Annotated in this window: 15 protein-coding genes; 13 read left to right on the top strand and 2 right to left on the bottom strand. The window is 40.5% G+C overall.

The annotated features are described in order from the left end of the window. Positions 1-16 precede the first annotated feature (16 nt). From SR187_RS08060 to SR187_RS10310, 9 genes are all read left to right on the top strand, one after another. A complete protein-coding gene (locus SR187_RS08060; RefSeq protein WP_120172131.1) occupies positions 17-400 on the top strand; it encodes a VOC family protein in 384 nt (127 codons plus the stop codon). A 13-nt stretch (positions 401-413) separates the two neighbouring features. Continuing rightward, a complete protein-coding gene (locus SR187_RS08055; RefSeq protein WP_120172129.1) occupies positions 414-1892 on the top strand; it encodes a glycoside hydrolase family 1 protein in 1479 nt (492 codons plus the stop codon). 14 nt (positions 1893-1906) lie between these two features. After that, positions 1907-2512, top strand: a complete 606-nt coding sequence (locus SR187_RS08050) for a histidine phosphatase family protein (RefSeq protein WP_120172128.1) — start codon at positions 1907-1909, stop codon at positions 2510-2512. Positions 2513-2566: 54 nt separating this feature from the next. After that, positions 2567-4006: a 6-phospho-beta-glucosidase gene (locus SR187_RS08045; RefSeq protein WP_120172126.1), complete on the top strand. Its 1440-nt coding sequence runs from the start codon at positions 2567-2569 to the stop codon at positions 4004-4006. An 82-nt stretch (positions 4007-4088) separates the two neighbouring features. Then, on the top strand, positions 4089-5078 hold the full coding sequence (locus tag SR187_RS08040) for a lipoate--protein ligase (protein WP_120172124.1): 990 nt from the start codon (positions 4089-4091) through the stop codon (positions 5076-5078). 158 nt (positions 5079-5236) lie between these two features. Continuing rightward, on the top strand, positions 5237-5527 hold the full coding sequence (gene rpsF / locus SR187_RS08035; protein ID WP_024533051.1) for a 30S ribosomal protein S6: 291 nt from the start codon (positions 5237-5239) through the stop codon (positions 5525-5527). A gap of 11 nt (positions 5528-5538) precedes the next feature. Further along, positions 5539-6030 (top strand): single-stranded DNA-binding protein, encoded by a 492-nt coding sequence (locus SR187_RS08030; protein ID WP_024533052.1) that lies wholly within the window; start codon positions 5539-5541, stop codon positions 6028-6030. A 150-nt stretch (positions 6031-6180) separates the two neighbouring features. Further along, positions 6181-6420 (top strand): 30S ribosomal protein S18, encoded by a 240-nt coding sequence (gene rpsR, locus SR187_RS08025; RefSeq protein ID WP_002939250.1) that lies wholly within the window; start codon positions 6181-6183, stop codon positions 6418-6420. Positions 6421-6774: 354 nt separating this feature from the next. Further along, the gene (locus SR187_RS10310) at positions 6775-9282 is read left to right on the top strand and encodes a pneumococcal-type histidine triad protein (RefSeq protein ID WP_120172122.1); all 2508 of its coding nucleotides are present in this window, start codon (positions 6775-6777) and stop codon (positions 9280-9282) included. A gap of 171 nt (positions 9283-9453) precedes the next feature. Here SR187_RS10310 and SR187_RS08015 read toward each other — a convergent pair whose 3' ends face one another. Together SR187_RS08015 and SR187_RS08010 are read right to left on the bottom strand one after the other, a co-directional pair. Continuing rightward, positions 9454-10107, bottom strand: a complete 654-nt coding sequence (locus SR187_RS08015; protein WP_024533053.1) for a DUF1129 domain-containing protein — start codon at positions 10105-10107, stop codon at positions 9454-9456. Positions 10108-10121: 14 nt separating this feature from the next. After that, positions 10122-11066 carry a magnesium transporter CorA family protein gene (locus tag SR187_RS08010; protein WP_024533054.1) on the bottom strand — a complete coding sequence of 315 codons (945 nt, stop codon included), beginning with the start codon at positions 11064-11066 and terminating at the stop codon, positions 10122-10124. A gap of 578 nt (positions 11067-11644) precedes the next feature. Between SR187_RS08010 and uvrA the strand changes: the two genes are divergently transcribed. The 4 genes from uvrA (at position 11645) to SR187_RS07985 (ending at position 17062) form a co-directional block, all read left to right on the top strand. Further along, positions 11645-14470, top strand: coding sequence for an excinuclease ABC subunit UvrA (uvrA, locus tag SR187_RS08000; RefSeq protein WP_120172119.1), 2826 nt, complete (start codon positions 11645-11647; stop codon positions 14468-14470). An 88-nt stretch (positions 14471-14558) separates the two neighbouring features. After that, positions 14559-15413, top strand: coding sequence for a DNA adenine methylase (locus tag SR187_RS07995; RefSeq protein WP_120172118.1), 855 nt, complete (start codon positions 14559-14561; stop codon positions 15411-15413). Continuing rightward, entirely contained in the window at positions 15403-16209 is an 807-nt protein-coding gene (locus tag SR187_RS07990) for a DNA-methyltransferase (RefSeq protein WP_120172116.1), read from the top strand. The genes SR187_RS07995 and SR187_RS07990 overlap by 11 nt, the downstream gene beginning before the upstream one ends. Then, entirely contained in the window at positions 16196-17062 is an 867-nt protein-coding gene (locus SR187_RS07985; protein WP_120172114.1) for a type II restriction endonuclease, read from the top strand. The genes SR187_RS07990 and SR187_RS07985 overlap by 14 nt, the downstream gene beginning before the upstream one ends. The last annotated feature ends 25 nt before the right edge of the window (positions 17063-17087 follow it).

Genomic DNA, 17087 nt, shown 5'->3' with positions numbered 1-17087 from the left:
AAGAGAGGAGAAGAGTGTGAAAATAGAACATGTGGCTATCTATACACAGGATCTGGAAGGAATGCGGCATTTCTTTGAGACCTATTTTAATGCTACATCCAATCAGCTCTACCATAATCAGAAAACCAGTTTCAAATCCTATTTTCTAATCTTTGCAGACGGAGCTCGTCTGGAAATTATGACCAGGGATGACGTGGTGGACAAACCAAGCCAACTCAATCATCTCGGTCTTATTCATCTAGCCTTTAGTCTAGGAAGTGAGGAAGCTGTGGATGAATTGACAGAGCGACTTGTGGCAGCAGGTTACCCACTTCTCAGTGGCCCGCGAGTCACTGGAGATGGTTATTATGAGTCGTGCGTCTTGGGATTTGATGGCGTACAAATCGAATTAACAGTATAAAAGGAGATAAGCAATGACAGAAAAACGATTTCCAAAAGGATTTCTTTGGGGTGGTGCAACGGCGGCCAACCAGTATGAAGGTGGTTGGAACCTAGGTGGTCGTGGTCCTGCAACATCTGATACTTCCCGAGCAGTAGCACCGCAAGAGCGTAAAACCATGGGAGGCGAATTTACAACTCCTATGACTCGTGAACATCTGGATTTTGCCTTAAATGATAAGGAAGGGCTTTATCCAAAACGATGGGGTTCTGATTTTTACCATCGCTATAAGGAAGATATTGCGCTCTTTGCAGAAATGGGCTTCAAAACCTTCCGTCTATCCATCGCCTGGTCACGTATTTTTCCAAATGGTGATGAATTTGAACCTAATGAAGAAGGATTAGCTTTCTATGATGCCGTCTTTGACGAACTCAATAAATACGGTATCGAACCCTTGGTTACTCTATCTCACTATGAATTTCCTATTCATCTAGTCAAAGAATATGGTGGTTGGAAAAATCGTAAGGTTATCGACTTCTTTGTTCACTATGCAGAGACGGTCTTTAAGCGTTACAGGGGGAAAGTCAAGTACTGGCTGACTTTCAATGAAATCAATATTCTTGGGATGACCGGTTACTTGTCTGGAGGGCTGCTATTTGAGGATGGACAATTACATTTGGATGAGATGTATCAAGCTGTTCATCATCAATTTATCGCTTCAAGTTTAGCAACAAAAGCGGCTCACGAAATTGACCCTGAAAACAAGGTTGGTTGCATGTTGGCACGTATGGAAGCTTATCCGGCCACCTGTCATCCTGATGACATCCTTCATGCTATTCAAAAGGATCAGAGTAATCTTTTTTATTCAGATGTTCAGATCCGTGGTCAGTATCCCCGCTATATGAAGCGCTTCTTCAAAGAAAATAATATTCAGGTGCAATTTGAATCGGGTGATGAAGCTATTTTGAAACAGTATCCTGTGGATTTTATGAGTTTTTCTTACTACATGACCTCTGTGACTCGTCACCCCAATAACCAGACTCCTGAGCAAAAAGCAACAGCAGGAAACTTGATACTAGGTGAAGCAAATCCTTATCTGGAAGCATCAGATTGGGGCTGGCAGATTGATCCAGTCGGACTACGTGTGACTCTAAACAAGTTATATGACCGTTACCAGGTTCCTCTTTTTATTGTGGAAAATGGTCTGGGGGCACTTGACACGGTTGAGGTGGACGGCTCTATTCATGACCAATATCGTATTGATTATCTTGAAAAACACGTCAAGCAAATGTACGAAGCTATCGAAGATGGCGTAGAACTCATGGGCTATACTCCTTGGGGCTGTATTGACCTTGTTTCTGCTTCAACCAGTGAAATGTCTAAGCGCTATGGTTTTATCTATGTAGATGCAGATGATCAAGGAAATGGTAGTTTCAACCGTTCTCGTAAGGACTCTTTTTTCTGGTACAAGGATGTTATTGCTAGCAACGGAGCAAGCATTTTAAAGGATTAGGAGGTTTAGATTTTATGGCAAAAACAATTTATTTAATGCGCCACGGTGAGACCTTATTCAATACACAGAAACGTGTTCAGGGTTGGTCAGATTCTCCCTTGACTGAAAAGGGAATTGCTCAAGCTCAAGCGGTTGCTCAGTATTTTGCTGAACGAGGGATTGTATTTCAGTCGGCTTACTCTTCAACTCAGGAACGGGCGACCGATACGCTAAAACTGGTAACAAATGCTCCCTACAAACAGCTTAAGGAGCTGAAAGAGATGAACTTTGGTATTTTTGAAGCACGAGAAGAAGAGCTTCTTCCAAAGCATCGTCCGGGAGCTCGTTCTTTTGAAAATCTCTTGGTACCGTTTGGTGGAGAGGATATTCGTGCGGTTGGAAAACGGGTCAAAGAAGCTATTCTATCGGTGGCAAAGCTTGATTCTGCTGATCCCATTCTCATGGTTAGTCACGGTGCTGCTATTTGGGGCTTAGTACAGATTTTGGAGGTACCATTTCCACCAGGAGTCTTCTTATCCAATTGTGCTATCTGTCAACTGACAGTGGAGGTAGAAAAAGGGCAAATGATATTTGAAAAATTGATTGATTCTGCCCATGACTTTAAGGTTTACGATTTCTAAAGAGAAGATTTTTATAAAAAACTTAACCATTTATGATAAAGCAAAGGAGACAACATGACAGAAACAAAAGTATTTCCAGAAGGATTTTTATGGGGTGGTGCAACAGCGGCCAACCAATGTGAAGGTGCCTATGATGTAGATGGGCGTGGTCTTGCCAATGTGGATGTAGTACCAATCGGTCCAGAACGTTTTCCAATTATTGCAGGAAAGCGAAAGATGTTCAACTTCGAGGATGGTTACTTTTATCCAGCTAAGGAGTCTATTGATATGTACCACCATTTCAAGGAAGATATTGCTCTCTTTGGTGAGATGGGTTTTAAAACATATCGTTTATCAATTGCTTGGTCACGGATTTTTCCGAAAGGAGATGAGTTAGAGCCAAATGAAAAAGGTCTTCAATTCTACGAAGACTTGTTCAAGGAATGCCATAAATATGGGATTGAGCCCTTGGTCACCATCACCCATTTTGATTGCCCTATGCACTTGATTGAGACTTACGGTGGCTGGCGTAACCGTGAGATGTTGGAATTTTACGAGCGTCTCTGTCGTACCCTCTTTACGCGCTACAAGGGGTTGGTAACACACTGGCTCACTTTCAATGAAATCAACATGATTCTCCATGCTCCATTTATGGGAGCAGGCCTCTATTTTGAAGAGGGTGAAAATGTAGAACAGGTCAAATATCAAGCAGCTCACCATGAACTTGTTGCGTCAGCAATTGCTACCAAATTGGCCCATGAGATTGACCCAGAAAATAAGGTTGGTTGTATGTTGGCAGCCGGTCAGTATTATCCACATACTGCCCATCCACGTGATTATTGGGAAGCAATGAAAGAAGACCGTGAAAATTATTTCTTTATAGATGTGCAGGCGCGTGGCTACTATCCAAACTATGCTAAGAAGAAATGGGAGCGTGCAGGTATTGAACTAGAGATGACAGAAGAAGACTTAGCTTTGCTCCAAGAACATACAGTTGACTTTATCTCCTTCTCTTACTATTCTAGTCGTGTTGCTTCTGGTGACCCCGCCGTCCAAGAACAGACAGCAGGGAACATCTTTGCTTCTATTAAAAATCCTTATTTAAAAGCATCAGAGTGGGGTTGGCAGATTGATCCGCTTGGTCTTCGCATTACCCTCAATGCTATTTGGGATCGATATCAAAAACCGATGTTTATCGTAGAAAATGGTCTTGGTGCTGTTGATACACCGGATGAAAATGGCTATGTAGCAGATGATTACCGCATTGATTACCTCCGTCAACACATTGCAGCCATGCGTGATGCCATTGTTGAGGACGGGGTAGAACTCATGGGCTATACCACCTGGGGTTGCATAGACTTGGTTTCTGCTGGAACTGGAGAGATGAAAAAGCGCTATGGCTTTATCTATGTTGATCGAGACAATGAAGGCAAGGGCAGTCTCAAACGTTCTAAGAAAAAATCCTTTGACTGGTATAAAAAAGTGATTGCTACAAATGGAGCAGTTATTGATTAGACAGGAAAGACAGGTCTTTGGACTTGTCTTTTGTTATCGTTTCCACTATAATAAAAATTAGTTAACAAGAGAGGAACTATCCATGAAATACATCATAAATAACAGCAACGACCCAGCATATAATATCGCTCTTGAAGCCTATGCCTTCAAGGAATTGACTGATATTGATGAGATTTTCATCCTTTGGATTAATGAACCTGCCATTATTATCGGCAAGCATCAAAATGCCATTGAAGAAATCAATAAAGAATTTACCGATGAAAAAGGAATTCATGTCGTTCGCCGTCTATCAGGTGGTGGAGCAGTTTATCATGACCTTAACAATCTTAACTATACTATTATCTCTAACAAGGCGGATGAAGGAGCTTTTGATTTCAAAACCTTTTCCAAGCCTGTGATTGACACTCTGGCAACTCTGGGTGTGGAGGCCAATTTTACAGGTCGTAACGATCTTGAAATCGATGGAAAGAAAATCTGTGGCAATGCCCAAGCCTATGCTAAAGGGCGAATGATGCACCACGGTTGCTTACTCTTTGATGTAGATATGTCTGTTCTTGCTAGTGCTCTTAAAGTGAGCAAGGACAAGATTGAATCCAAGGGAGTAAAGTCTGTTCGCGCTCGTGTGACGAATATCAACAATGAGTTACCTGAGAAGATGACCGTTCTGGAATTTAAGGAGGCCATTCTTAATCAGATGAAACAGGAATATCCAGATATGGACGAATACATTCTTTCAGAAGATGATTTGGCTCGTATCCAGAAAATTCGTGATACACAATTTGCGACTTGGGACTGGACTTATGGCCAGACACCAGAATACACAGTGGAGCGTAGTATTCGTTACCAAGCTGGAAAAATTACTACTTACATCAAGACAGAAAAATCTGTTATCGAATCAATTAAGATTTACGGTGACTTTTTTGGTATAGGAGATGTGTCAGATATTGAAAGTCTTCTTGTTGGTACTCGTTATGAGTACGTAGATGTCCTTTCCAAGCTTCAAGAGATTGATACGACCCACTATTTTTCACGCATGACAACAGAAGAGGTAGCCAAGGCTATCGTAGCTTAAACAGTACAGGTCATTGTCACCTAAGAGATGAAATCGTTTTAAGAAAATGGTTTTTACTTGTACATTTTCGATATTATGGTATAATTATTTTCTGTGAGTATCCCTCACTTACTCGTGGCTAGACCATGAGTCATTAGACCAAAAGGAGGAACATATCAATGGCTAAATACGAAATTCTTTATATTATTCGTCCAAACATTGAAGAAGAAGCTAAAAATGCTTTGGTAGCACGCTTTGACTCTATCTTGACTGACAACGGTGCAACAATCGTTGAATCAAAAGCATGGGAAAAACGTCGCCTTGCGTACGAAATCAATGATTTCCGTGAAGGCCTTTACCATGTCGTTAACGTTGAAGCAAGCAACGATGAAGCTCTCAGAGAGTTTGACCGTTTGTCAAAAATCAACAGCGACATTCTTCGTCACATGATTGTCAAACTTGACGCGTAAGAAGGTAGTTTATGATAAATAATGTAGTATTGGTTGGTCGTATGACCCGCGATGCAGAACTTCGTTACACCCCGTCTAATCAGGCTGTTGCGACTTTTACTTTAGCGGTCAACCGTAATTTTAAAAATCAAAACGGTGAGCGTGAAGCGGACTTTATCAACGTAGTGATTTGGCGCCAACAAGCTGAAAATTTGGCGAATTGGGCTAAGAAAGGTGCACTGATTGGTGTTACAGGTCGTATCCAGACCCGTAGTTATGATAATCAACAAGGGCAACGTGTCTACGTTACAGAAGTCGTTGCAGAAAGTTTTCAACTTCTTGAGAGTCGCTCTGTTCGTGAAGGACAAGGCGGTTATTCTACTGGTTCTTCATTTGCTGGGGGAAATGATTATAACTCATCTTATCAAGCACCATCACAATCTACACCGAACTTCGCTCGAGAAGAAAGTCCATTTGGGACAAGCAATCCGATGGACATATCAGACGATGACCTACCGTTCTAAGGTGGGGTGGACTTATAACTCAAGATAGGTTTGAGTTTTGGGAAAAAGCTTGAAAAGATATGAATTTTCAAGGGGTAGATATACTTCGGTGCATTTCCCACTTTCAATAGCTTTTTGACCCGTACTATCATAATATAAAGGAGAATAAACATGGCTCAACAACGTCGTGGCGGTTTCAAGCGCCGTAAAAAAGTTGACTATATCGCAGCTAACAAAATTGAATATGTTGATTACAAAGATACTGAACTTCTTAGCCGTTTCATTTCTGAACGTGGAAAAATCCTTCCACGTCGTGTGACTGGAACATCAGCTAAAAACCAACGTAAAGTAACAACAGCAATCAAACGTGCTCGCGTTATGGCACTTTTACCATTCGTAAATGAAGATTAAAAAAATGGTCCAGTGGGCCATTTTTTCTTACGCTCTAAAAACTGGAAAGGTGCAATCACTAGTGGGTCATTTTTTCGTAAGTTTAGAAATTAGCCCTTCTAGATTTTAGTTGCTGGAGTTATCCAAGTAGACGAACTTTAAAGTTTAGCCAATCGAAATTGAATATTAGTTGCTCTTTCCAAGGCAGAGGAATAGGAGTAAGTACCTAATCGGATTGTGGATACAATGGAGAAACTTGTCATTCATATATCCGGTGTGTCAGAAAAAGACTTGACAAATTGGGGGGAGCGGTGATATAGTAAAAATATTAACTGGTTAAGTTTTTGTGAAAAGACAACCAAAAAGGGAGGACTTATGAAGAAAAAGTATATCTATAGCGTAGCGGCAGCATTGCTACTTGGTGTAGCATGCTATCAGTTGGGGCGCTATCAGGAAAGTGTCAGCCAGGATCAGAATCGGGTAGCGTATGTAGAAGGGAATCAAAGTTCAACAGATAAAAACAGTGTTGTTACTGATACCAAAAATATGAGTCCTGATGAAGTGAGTGCCAAGGAAGGCATTGATGCAGAACAGATTGTTGTTAAAATAACTGATCAAGGCTATGTAACGTCCCATGGAGATCATTACCATTATTATAACGGTAAGGTACCTTATGACGCTATCATCAGTGAGGAATTGATTCTCAAAGATAGCAGCTACATTCTTAACCAAGCTGATATTGTTAATGAGGTAAAGGATGGCTATATCATCAAGCGTGAAGGCCGCTATTACCTCTACCTCAAGGATGCTAGCAAAACTAGCAATGTTCGAACCAAGGAGGAAATTAGTCGTCAACAACAGAGTTCAGGAAATAGTCGTTCGAGTCACGCTACTAATGGCGTGACTCGAATGACTAATGGGAGTTTTCGTCAAACAGGTTTGACGGGAAAGCCCTATACAACTGATGATGGCTATGTTTTTAGCCCTACAGATGTGATTGATGATATGGGAGATGGTTTTCTGGTACCGCATGGCGATCATTTCCACTATATTCCTAAGAAGGATTTGTCCGCTGGGGAACTAGCGGCTGCACAAGCTTACTGGGACAGTAAACACAAGAAACTAGTAGCGAAACCTCAACCACGCCGCCAGAGAGAAGAATATGGTCGTGGTGATTCGCACCCAACAGTGCCAATTCCTAATGGGTATAGTGGCCCCTCATCTCAGCCGATACCTCGTCCAACTATCCCGAAGGCCGATTCCAATCAACCACCTGCCCCACCTCAACCAAGTGATAATAATGGTGAGAGTTTAGTTGATTTACTGAAACAGTTATACGCTCAGCCACTTGGGCAGCGCCACGTTGAGGGAGATGGTTTGGTCTTTGATCCTGTAACCATTACCAAACGGACAGACCGAGGTATTGTTGTACCTCATGGTGATCACTTTCACTTTATACCATTTGATCATATGTCTGAGTTGGAGGCTAAAATTTCAAAAATGGTTGTAATTGGTATGCCACCAGTTCAACCGGAACTACCCTCTCAGCCAAGTGAGCCTATCCAGTCTGATGTTCCAAGTCAGCCCTCTCAGCCAACACCACCAACTACAGACGATGATCATGGCTTGGTTGATTTATTAGGCAAGAATATTAAAAAAACAGCTAAGGGAATGGATGGTCTACCTTACACAACTAGTGATGGCTATACTTTCACCGCAGAGAGCATTTTGGAATATGATGATCAAGGGTTACGAGCAGAACATGGAGATCATGAACACTACGTCTTTTACCATGAACTAGAAGATTCAGAGCTTGAAGCAGCTCAAAATTATATTAACAGAAATCATTTGACTGCTGTGAAACCAAGCGGCTACAGCAAGTCTGAAATTGAAGCTAAATTACGCTATGTCTCTCTGGAAAATGGGGTACCATTTGATCAATTGATTGTAACAGGAAATCAAGTTATTATTCCCCATGGAAATCATTCTCATGTCGGTAACCTCGATCGTTACCCTGTAGCTTTGCGTTTAAAAAACGACAGTGATGTGGATGAATATAGAAGTCTTCTAGTGAGTTTGAAAATGAGCTACTTACGCCTACAGAATGAAGGTGGATCAGTTTACCGTCGCAATGATGTAGTAGTGGTTGTTCAGAAAGACGGTATAGAGCGTGAAGTCAAATTGAAAGACATTCGCCTTCCTTTAGACTATGATGAGGTTGATTATAGTGGATTAGTAACTGCTGTTGATCCGAATGAAGAGAAATTGGCCTATATTGCTAAGCAATATGGTGTGCCACGGCATGAAGTTCGTTACCTTTTTGACAATTTAGTAATGATTGAAGGTCATGGTGCTGTAGATTTAAGTCTAGTTAATGTCAAGGATGCTGTTATTTACTCCTTACGCAATCAACCACAAGATACAAAAACAGAAGAAGATAAGGGTGATGGTGATGAGAAAGTTCAGGAGCAACCAGTTCATACAGAGCGAGTTGATTCAGAGCAGACTTTACCAGATTCAACTGTTCAAGATAAAGCCTTATCTACCCTTCAACCGGGACATCAATCCGAGCCAGAGATTGATCACTCATCAAGCACCGATGATGGTTCCATTTCTCAGCCATCCATTGATTCTGATTCGGAAGAGGAGGAAGAGATTCAATCAGACGAGGATAGCGAAGAGTTGGATGAGTACGAGTTAGCTATGCGCGAACGTGCCAAAGCATATGGTATGGCTGCGGATGATTTTGAAGAAGCCTTGGTAAGCATTGCGTTGAAGCATAGTGTTGGAGTAGAGAGCTTTGAGTATCAGCCGGAGCAAAAAACAGTTAGCTTCCTAGATCGTAGCGGCCAACGTCAGGTGGTAAAGGTGGGAAATAACTAATTTGATTGTTTTGCTGCTACATCATGCTATGCATGATTGCTGCCACCTACAGAAGAATGAAAACAAGATTCAAAAGCCCTCATTAAGATTCTACTCCTAATGAGGGCTTTGTTCTCTTTACAACTATTGTAAACATTACTTGCTTTATCTCCCACAGTTTGGAGTTTAATTTTACTGCACTGGGGTCATAGCATTGCGGATGTTGTATTTTTTCTTCAAGAGATAACGAACACCGAAGGCTGCTGCACCGATTAGAATGGTGAGTACCGGATGCAAGACAGGATTGAGAGCTGCTGGAATCAAAGCAGCGAGCAAAAAGACTGCTGACCAAGCCAGTGTTGCTAAACCAAGAAAGGCGATGGCTTTTAAAAATTTAGGACGTTGCCCAGTTTTAATTTGCTCTCTATATACAAAGTGGTACATGACATACATACCAGCACCGACTCCAAAGCCAATCACTAACAGCGTAAGGAGGCCGTACCGAGCTCCTTGACCTAAAAGATTCATTAACCCATTGATACCAGCGATGATTGCAAGCATCAGGAGACTAGAGTCAAGCCACATAAGCCATGGATTTTCGTTGTATTCCATTTTAGTTTGCTGTTCTTCTGAAGTTGACTTGCTGGCTACCCATTCGCTAGGGGTACCATAGAGACTACGGGCAGTTACACCAGTTTTCTGCTTTTCGATGATTGTTGGTAAAATTTCTTCCAGTAATTCCTTGATTTCGCTGTCAGATTTACCGTCTTTAATCAAGAGGTTGGTAGCAGTATGGATAAATTCTTGATTTTTTCTTGTTAATTCTTTAATTTCTATAAATGACATAATTTCTCCTTGATTTAAAACCATTTCTTATAGCTAAAGTAAATAACAAATGGGATAGTTGCTAGGAAGGAAATGGCAATCACAATCCAAAATGAGAGGGGATGCTCGCTGTATGGCATAGAAACTCCAAGCACATTCATGCCATAAGCAGAAAAGACCATTGTAGGAATGGACAAGATAATGGTGAACAAAGCCAAAGTCTTCATAACAGTATTTTGGTTGTTAGCGATAATAGAAGCAAAGGCATCAGACATTCCAGTTAGGATGCTTCCGTATATGTCGGCCATCTCGATTGCCTGCTGGGTTTCTATCAATGTATCTTCCAGAAGATCTTCATCTTCTTCATATTTTCGTAATATACGAGATGAGGAAGCTAATTTTTTGACCAGTCGTTCATTCGTTTTCAAAGAGGTTTGGAAGTAAACGATTGTCTTGCCTAGCTCCATCAATTCGATTAACTCTTCATTTTGCATTGATTCATGCAGTCGCTTCTCGATTTCTGCGCTCTTTCTATCAATGGTCCGTAAGGCCGATAGATAAAGCTGAGCATTGCGATAGAGAATCTGGAATACAAAGCGAGATTTCATGAAGGTAAAGAAGTTCCGTAACCGGCGATGGATAAACTGTTCAAAGAGTGGTAGTGGTTCCAAGCAGGTCGTGATAATGGCATCTTCTGTCAGGATAATCCCCAAGGGAATAGTAATATAGTAGGTTTTATTGTTCCGCTCTTCCAAGATCGGTACGTCCACGATGATTAAGGTGTAGTCATCTTCAACTGTGATACGGGAAGTTTCTTCTGCATCAAGTGGAGCTCGCAAGTCAGTAATATCAATTTTGTAATGTTCTGCCACTTCTAAGGACTCGCTCTGGCCGGGGTTAACCAAGTTAATCCAAGCACCTGGTTCAAAGGTTTGGACTTCTTCTAAATCAGTCATGGTTGATAGAAAAATTTGTTTCATATCCCTGCCTCCTTTTATCTTTTACGCATTAGCACAACCTCCATTATACCAAAAAAAGTATCGTTAAGGAAAAGTTTTCTACAGTTTTGTGATATAATTGGAATATTTAAGGAGGATAGCCTGATTTTTGTATTGTTATCCAATTAGGTACGGAAAGGGACTGAATATGGGAGAAAGATGATGCAAAAAAGACTCATTCTTTTGTGTACAGGTACACTGTGGAACTAATCAGTTTTCATGCCCTTTGTATCTTATTTTTTGTACGCTTTCTTGATGTGAGATTTTCAAAACGATATTTTTTGAAAATTGAGCTAATACAAGATATAGAAACTGTCCATAGGCAGTTTCGTCTGGTGATGCGGAGCAAACGACCGTCACCAGTTATTTTGTGAACGTACTTATATTTAGAAAGGAATAGAATACGCCCTAAGCGCTGTGTGAAAAAGATACGCGGCCGTTTCGACTTTAGTTGATTACGGATGTGGATGCTGTTGAGTATAAATCCTCTTAGAGCATTTACGCTCTTCATCGAATTTCCTATTTTTACTTTGCGTTTTACGGGCTTTGTATCTTAGATTATGCAAGAAAATATTATTATTCATGGTGCGCGTGCCCATAATTTAAAAAATATTGATGTGACAATTCCACGTGAAAAATTAGTGGTAGTAACCGGTTTATCTGGTTCAGGAAAGTCGAGTTTGGCATTTGATACCTTGTACGCTGAAGGACAGCGGCGCTATGTGGAAAGTTTGTCCGCCTACGCCCGTCAGTTTTTAGGGAATATGGATAAGCCAGATGTGGATTCGATTGAAGGTCTCAGTCCTGCTATCTCTATTGATCAAAAGACTACATCACGAAATCCTCGGTCAACAGTTGGGACAGCGACAGAAATCAATGATTATCTTCGTCTGCTCTATGCTCGTGTTGGAGTGCCATACTGTATCCATGGACACGGAGCGATTGCTGCTTCTTCAGTGGAGCAGATTGTTGATGAAGTGTTGGAATTGCCAGAACGCCAACGTTTGCAAATTTTAGCGCCTGTCGTTCGTCGAAAAAAGGGGCAACATAAGACCATTCTTGAAAAAATACAGCGAGATGGCTACGTCCGAGTTCGTGTCAATGGTGAAGTGTATGATCTGTCAGAAGTGCCAGAATTGTCCAAGAGCAGGGCACATACTATTGAAGTTGTAGTCGATAGGATTGTTGTTAAAGAAGGCATTCGCACTCGTCTCTTTGACTCTATTGAAGCAGCTCTGCGACTGGCAGATGGTTATGTCCTCATTGATACTATGGATGGCAAAGAAATGCTCTTTTCTGAGCATTACGCTTGTCCAGTTTGTGGTTTTACAGTCCCTGAGTTAGAGCCTCGTCTATTCTCGTTCAATGCGCCATTTGGCTCTTGTAGCGATTGTGATGGTCTAGGTACGAAATTAGAGGTGGATCTGGATTTGATTGTCCCAGACACAAGTAAGACTCTGCGTGAGGGTGCTTTGGCGCCATGGAATCCAATTTCTTCTAACTACTATCCCCAAATGCTGGAACAGGCTATGAATCATTTTGGCGTAGATATGGATAAGCCTTTTGAAGAGTTGACAGATGACGAGAAGAATCTTATTTTTTACGGTTCTAATGGCAAGGAATTCCATTTCCATTATGAAAATGAGTTTGGTGGTGTGAGAGATATTGATATTCCTTTTGAGGGGTTAGTTATAAATATTGATCGTCGCTACCGTGAAACCAATAGTGACTATACACGGACGGTCATGAAGAGCTATATGAATGAACTGACCTGTGGAACCTGTCATGGGTATCGACTCAATGATCAGGCCTTGTCTGTAAAGGTCGGTGGTGAAAAAGGTTTTCATATCGGACAGTTATCGGATTTATCGGTAGCTGATCATTTGGAAGTTCTATCTCAGTTGACCTTGTCTGCCAACGAAGCCACTATTGCAACTCCCATCATCAAAGAAATCAAGGATAGATTGACATTTCTTAATAATGTTGGACTGAACTATCTAACCCTTTCTCGAGCAGCGGGTACACTTTCAGGTGGGGAAAGCCAGCGAATTCGTCTGGCAACTCAGATTGGTTCAAACCTATCAGGTGTTCTTTATATTCTTGATGAGCCTTCCATTGGCTTGCATCAGCGGGACAATGATCGCCTTATTGCCAGTCTCAAGAAGATGCGAGATTTGGGCAATACCTTGATTGTGGTAGAACACGATGAAGATACTATGCGCGAGGCGGACTGGTTGATTGATATTGGTCCAGGTGCAGGTGTTTTCGGCGGTGAAATCGTTGCTGCCGGAACTCCTGCACAAGTGGCAAAGAATAAAAAATCCATTACGGGTCAATATTTATCTGGCAAGCGTCAAATCCCAGTTCCCTTAGAACGTCGTATTGGTAATGGTCGTTTCTTAGAAGTCACTGGCGCTAAGGAGAACAACCTGCAAGATGTGACCGTTCGTTTCCCCCTTGGTAAATTTTTGGCGGTGACAGGAGTGTCTGGCTCTGGTAAATCAACTCTCGTTAACTCCATTTTGAAAAAAGCCATTGCCCAGAAGCTCAATCGCAATTCGGACAAGCCAGGCAAGTTTGAGTCGATTTCAGGAATTGAACACTTGGATCGTTTGATTGACATTGACCAAAGTCCGATTGGACGGACACCGCGTTCCAACCCTGCTACTTATACAGGTGTTTTTGATGATATTCGTGATCTATTTGCTCAGACAAATGAAGCGAAGATTCGTGGTTATAAAAAGGGGCGTTTCTCCTTTAACGTCAAAGGTGGACGGTGTGAAGCCTGTTCAGGAGACGGTATCATCAAGATTGAAATGCACTTTCTGCCGGATGTCTTTGTTCCATGTGAGGTTTGTCATGGGCATCGTTACAATTCAGAAACGCTAGAGGTTCATTACAAAGAAAAGAACATTGCTCAAGTCCTTGATATGACGGTCAATGATGCGGTGGAATTCTTCAAGCATATACCGAAAATTGAGCGAAAGCTCCGTACTATCCAGGATGTAGGTCTAGGTTATGTAACCTTGGGCCAACCGGCAACGACTCTATCTGGTGGTGAGGCTCAGCGGATGAAGTTGGCTTCGGAGCTCCACAAGCGTTCAACTGGCAAGTCTCTTTATATTCTGGATGAGCCGACAACAGGTCTTCATACGGAGGACATTGCCCAACTGCTCAAAGTTTTGGCTCGTTTCGTGGATGATGGTAATACCGTCCTGGTCATCGAACATAATTTGGATGTGATAAAGACTGCTGATTATATCATTGATATGGGTCCGGAAGGTGGTATCGGTGGTGGTACTGTCGTTGCGACAGGTACCCCAGAAGAAGTTGCAGAAAATCCAGCTAGCTTTACAGGACAGTATCTGAAAATGAAGTTGAAATAAAAAGTCGTCTCTGCGGCTTTTTTGCATGTTGGAGACGATTCCATTTCAATTAATCAAACATATCTAGAGATATGGTATAATATAAACGATGATACAATTACAACGAACTCAACCAACTTTACAACCTTTTACAAAATGGACTGGTGGGAAGCGACAACTGCTTCCGGTTATAAAATCTCTTATGCCAGACAATTATAATAGTTATTTTGAACCATTCATTGGTGGTGGGGCGGTATTTTTCGAACTCATTCCGAAAAAAGCAATTATCAATGATTTCAATAGTGAGCTTATCAACTGTTATCGTCAAATAAAAGATAATCCCCAAAAACTCATTGAACTACTAGTTGAGCATCAAAAAAACAACTCTAAAGATTATTATTTAGAACTACGATCTGTTGATAGAGATGACAGAATCCATGCTATGACAGACACCGAACGTGCTGCTCGTATCATGTATATGTTGCGAGTTGATTTCAATGGCTTGTATCGTGTTAATTCTAAAAATCAGTTCAATGTACCTTATGGTCGCTATAAAAATCCTAAGATTGTTGATAGTGAGTTAATTTTATCTATTTCTCAATATCTAAATAAAAATAATATTGAGATTTTGACAGGGGATTTCGAAAAAGCTGTTGAAGATGTAGGTGCTGGAGATTTTGTTTATTTTGACCCACCGTATATACCTCTTTCAGAAACAAGTGCCTTTACATCTTACACTCATGAAGGTTTTTCCTATGAAGAACAAGTTAGATTGCGTGATGTTTTTAGAAAACTAGATAAGAAAGGTGCCTATGTAATGTTATCCAATTCGTCTAGTCCGTTAGTGGAAGAATTATATAAAGGTTTTAATATTCATAAGGTAGAAGCTACTAGGACTAATGGGGCGAAAGCATCAAGTCGAGGAAAAATATCAGAATTTATCGTAACTAATTATGACAAATAACGAATATAAGTATGGAGGGGTTATTATGACGAAACCATACTATCATAAAGAGAATTCCATACTTGTTCATGCGGACACTTTTGAGTTTTTGTCCAAAATGAAACCTGAGACTATGGATATGATTTTTGCAGATCCGCCGTACTTTTTGAGTAATGGTGGAATATCTAATTCAGGTGGTCAAGTTGTATCAGTTGATAAAGGTGAGTGGGATAAAGTTTCCTCACTTGAAGAAAAGCACAACTTTAATCGACGCTGGATTCAGTTAGCTAAAAAAGTTTTGAAACCCAATGGGACGATTTGGATCTCAGGTAGTTTCCACAATATTTATTCAGTTGGAATGGCTTTAGAACAAGAAGGTTTCAAAATTCTGAATAATATTACATGGCAGAAAACGAATCCTGCCCCCAATTTATCCTGTCGTTACTTTACACATTCAACTGAAACAATTCTTTGGGCAAGAAAAAACTATAAGAAAGCTCGTCACTATTATAACTATGATTTGATGAAAGAGTTAAACGATGGAAAACAGATGAAAGATGTCTGGACTGGTGGATTAACAGTAAAATCAGAGAAATGGGCCGGCAAGCATCCAACCCAAAAACCAGAATATCTTTTAGAGCGAATAATATTAGCTAGCACAAAAGAAAATGACTACATTCTAGATCCTTTTGTTGGTAGCGGAACGACAGGAGTTGTAGCGAAGCGATTAGGTAGAAGATTCATTGGAATAGATGCCGAACGAGATTACTTAAAAATAGCGAAAACGAGATTGGAGAAAGAAAGTGGAAAAAAATAGAGACTTTGACAAATGGTTGTCTACCATGACAGACACTATAGCGGATTGGACTTATTATACAGATTTTCCAAAAGTCTACGATAATGTGGAAAGTATAAAAGTTCCTCTTAATATTATGAATAGTCTTATTGGTAGCAAAAATATACAACAAGATTTTTTAGATTTGTACCAAAATTATCCAGAAGTTTTGAAAGTTATACCAATCCTTATTGCGAAACGTTTGAAAGATACAATTATTGTTAAAGACCCTATAAAAGATTTTTATTTCGACTTTCGTAAGCCAAACTATAGTATTGAAGAATATGCTATGTTTTTGGAAAAGTCAGGGATCTTTGATTTACTCGAGAAGCATATTGTATCAAATCTAGTGGACTACGTTACAGGAGTAGAAGTCGGCATGGATACTAACGGTAGGAAGAACCGTACTGGACATGCTATGGAAAATATTGTGCAAAATTATCTAGAGGCGGCTGGTTATGTTTTAGGTAAAACTCTATTCAAGGAAGTCTATCAAAATAAGATTGAGGAACTCTTCTCAGTTGATTTATCCGCCATCACTAATGAGGGAAATACAGCCAAACGATTTGACTTTGTTATCAAGCATAATTCAACTATTTATTTGATCGAGGTTAATTTTTACTCAAGTGGTGGATCGAAATTAAATGAAACAGCACGTTCATATAAGATGATTGCAGAAGAAGCGAAGACAATTCCTAATGTGGAATTTATGTGGTTTACTGACGGAAAAGGTTGGCATAAGGCTAAGAAAAATTTACAAGAAACTTTTGAGGTTTTGCCTCACTTGTATAATACCAACGATTTAAAAAATAATATTTTAAAGACTTTAAAATAGTTTAGGCAATGATTAAATTTTCCCT

It is taken from the genome of Streptococcus ruminantium, assembly GCF_003609975.1.
Taxonomy (GTDB): Bacteria; Bacillota; Bacilli; order Lactobacillales; family Streptococcaceae; genus Streptococcus; species Streptococcus ruminantium.
The sequence above is the reverse complement of the archived record's forward strand: the minus strand, read 5'-3'. Positions and strand labels throughout refer to the sequence as shown.

Coding starts and splice junctions, on each gene's coding strand:
- SR187_RS08055 (WP_120172129.1), top strand. CDS start 414: ATGACAGAAAAACGATTTCCAAAAGGATTTCTTTGGGGTGGTGCAACG.
- SR187_RS08050 (WP_120172128.1), top strand. CDS start 1,907: ATGGCAAAAACAATTTATTTAATGCGCCACGGTGAGACCTTATTCAAT.
- SR187_RS08045 (WP_120172126.1), top strand. CDS start 2,567: ATGACAGAAACAAAAGTATTTCCAGAAGGATTTTTATGGGGTGGTGCA.
- SR187_RS08040 (WP_120172124.1), top strand. CDS start 4,089: ATGAAATACATCATAAATAACAGCAACGACCCAGCATATAATATCGCT.
- rpsF (WP_024533051.1), top strand. CDS start 5,237: ATGGCTAAATACGAAATTCTTTATATTATTCGTCCAAACATTGAAGAA.
- SR187_RS08030 (WP_024533052.1), top strand. CDS start 5,539: ATGATAAATAATGTAGTATTGGTTGGTCGTATGACCCGCGATGCAGAA.
- rpsR (WP_002939250.1), top strand. CDS start 6,181: ATGGCTCAACAACGTCGTGGCGGTTTCAAGCGCCGTAAAAAAGTTGAC.
- SR187_RS10310 (WP_120172122.1), top strand. CDS start 6,775: ATGAAGAAAAAGTATATCTATAGCGTAGCGGCAGCATTGCTACTTGGT.
- SR187_RS08015 (WP_024533053.1), bottom strand. CDS start 10,107: ATGTCATTTATAGAAATTAAAGAATTAACAAGAAAAAATCAAGAATTT.
- SR187_RS08010 (WP_024533054.1), bottom strand. CDS start 11,066: ATGAAACAAATTTTTCTATCAACCATGACTGATTTAGAAGAAGTCCAA.
- uvrA (WP_120172119.1), top strand. CDS start 11,645: ATGCAAGAAAATATTATTATTCATGGTGCGCGTGCCCATAATTTAAAA.
- SR187_RS07995 (WP_120172118.1), top strand. CDS start 14,559: ATGATACAATTACAACGAACTCAACCAACTTTACAACCTTTTACAAAA.
- SR187_RS07990 (WP_120172116.1), top strand. CDS start 15,403: ATGACAAATAACGAATATAAGTATGGAGGGGTTATTATGACGAAACCA.